At 33.0% G+C, this 1,916-nt stretch carries 1 protein-coding gene and 1 pseudogene; both read left to right on the top strand.

Going from position 1 to position 1,916, the window contains the following annotated elements; translation table 11 throughout:
- Positions 1–413, top strand: a 413-nt coding sequence (locus F6K22_RS39760) for an aldo/keto reductase (protein WP_293110560.1), incomplete at its 5' end; no start/stop codon positions are given.
- Positions 414–723: 310 nt separating this feature from the next.
- Positions 724–1,711 (top strand): annotated as a pseudogene (locus tag F6K22_RS39765) (IS701 family transposase).
- The last annotated feature ends 205 nt before the right edge of the window (positions 1,712–1,916 follow it).

Raw genomic sequence — 1,916 nt, forward strand, 5'->3', positions numbered from 1 at the left:
GGTTGAGTGGGAAATATACCAAAGCTAATCCCACCTCAGAAGAGCGCAGATTTGATAATGAAATGATGAAAGATTTTTTGGATAATAGCGATCGCAACACTACTATTGCTCAAGAAGTAGATAAAGTTGCTCAACAAATAGGAAAAAGTTCCTCACAAGTAGCTTTAAGTTGGTTATTAAATAAAGGCGTAATTCCAATTATTGGAGCTAGAAAAATTTCTCATATTGAGGATAATCTCCAATGCGTCGATGTAAAATTATCCCCCGAACAAATTCAGCAATTAGATCGAGTCAGTCAAATTGAACTTGGTTTTCCACATAATTTCTTTAAAGCAGATATGGTCAGAAACTTTGCTTATAATGGCACATTTGAGAAAATTAAAAATCATCGTTACTCACAATTAATTGATTAAATTATTATTACTTGTAGTAGTCCGTCTAGCTTAAAAATGCGGGTAAGTTTCATAAATTGACAGGACTTACGCAAAGACACTATATATAGCGTATACGTGCGTAGAGCGATATAGCTGCCGCACTTGCTCCGCCAACGCTTTGAAAAAATGTAGCGATCGCCTGAACAAAAAAATTATCATCACTAATATTAATAATATTAAAGATAGGCTCTTTAAATTTATTTTAGCTAATTGTAAATAAATTTTGCTAAAATAGCTTAATTCTACTATAATTATATTATCTTATTGTTAATTTGAGATGACAAGATGAATTTTAACTATATTGATACCATACCAGTATCTACTCAATTCTCATACAAATTATACTATCACGCTCTTTAGCAAATCACCTAGAAAATGTTAGCCATGACAAGATAAATCGTTATTTAAAAATAGAAAACTTTGATCGCCAAGATTTATGGAGAAATGTTAAAAAAGAAATTATAGCAAATACAGATGGTTATTTAATATTTGATGATACAGTTCTTAACAAGAAGCATAGTAATAAAATTGAATTGGTTCGGCGACAGTACAGTGGTAATGAGCATCAAGTAGTTTGCTTACGCAAAGCTGCGCTAACGTGGTATAGGAATAGTAAATTGTATATATTTTCATCCAAAAATCGAACAGTTTTGGCACTCTTGATTATCGAATTTATGACCCAGATACTGATAAAAAAACGCGAGTTAGACCATGTAGAAGAAATGATTTTATGTGTGGTAAATCAGAAAAAATTACCATTTAAAACTGTGTTAATGGATAGTTGGTATGCCACACAAAGGTTAATGGGATTAATAGATAATATGGAAAAAACTTATGACTGTCCCTTAAAAATAAATCGCGCGCGTAGATGATACTGGTGGTATAGAAAAATCTAAAAAGATAGAAGAATTAACTTGGAATGAGCCAGAAAAAATATCAGGTAAAATAATCAAAATAAAAGGAATTCCTTTGAGATCAAAAAGTCAAGTTCCATACGGGGAACTATTTCTACCAAGAGGACAGTTGGGTATTGCAAGTAATGACTTATGTCAAGCTTCAGTAGATGCAGTAGAGTTTGAATCTCAAACCAGATGGAAAATTGAAGAATTTCACGCCAGAATTAAGCAATTAACACGCAAGCGAGTTTTGTCAATGTCGTCTCAGGAAGATTCAGAAAAATCATATAGCCTGTGCTATATTAGTCTGGAATTTTTTGATGCATATTAGCAGTGAAAATAGGGAAAACTATTTACCAAGTTAAGCATGAATTACTCTGAGATTATCTGATACAAGAGCTGGAAAAACCCACAATAAAATTCAGAGCAACGCCTGATTTTGTAGGTATTTTTCTGACTCTTGAATTAATGGCTAAAATCTTGAGGCGATCGCTACATTTTTTTTAAGCGTTGGCGGAGCAAGTGCGGCAGCTATATCGCTATATATAGCGCATGCGCTATATATAGTGTCTTTGCGTAAGTCCTG

It is taken from the genome of Okeania sp. SIO2F4 (assembly GCF_010672385.1).
Classification (GTDB): domain Bacteria; phylum Cyanobacteriota; class Cyanobacteriia; order Cyanobacteriales; family Microcoleaceae; genus Trichodesmium.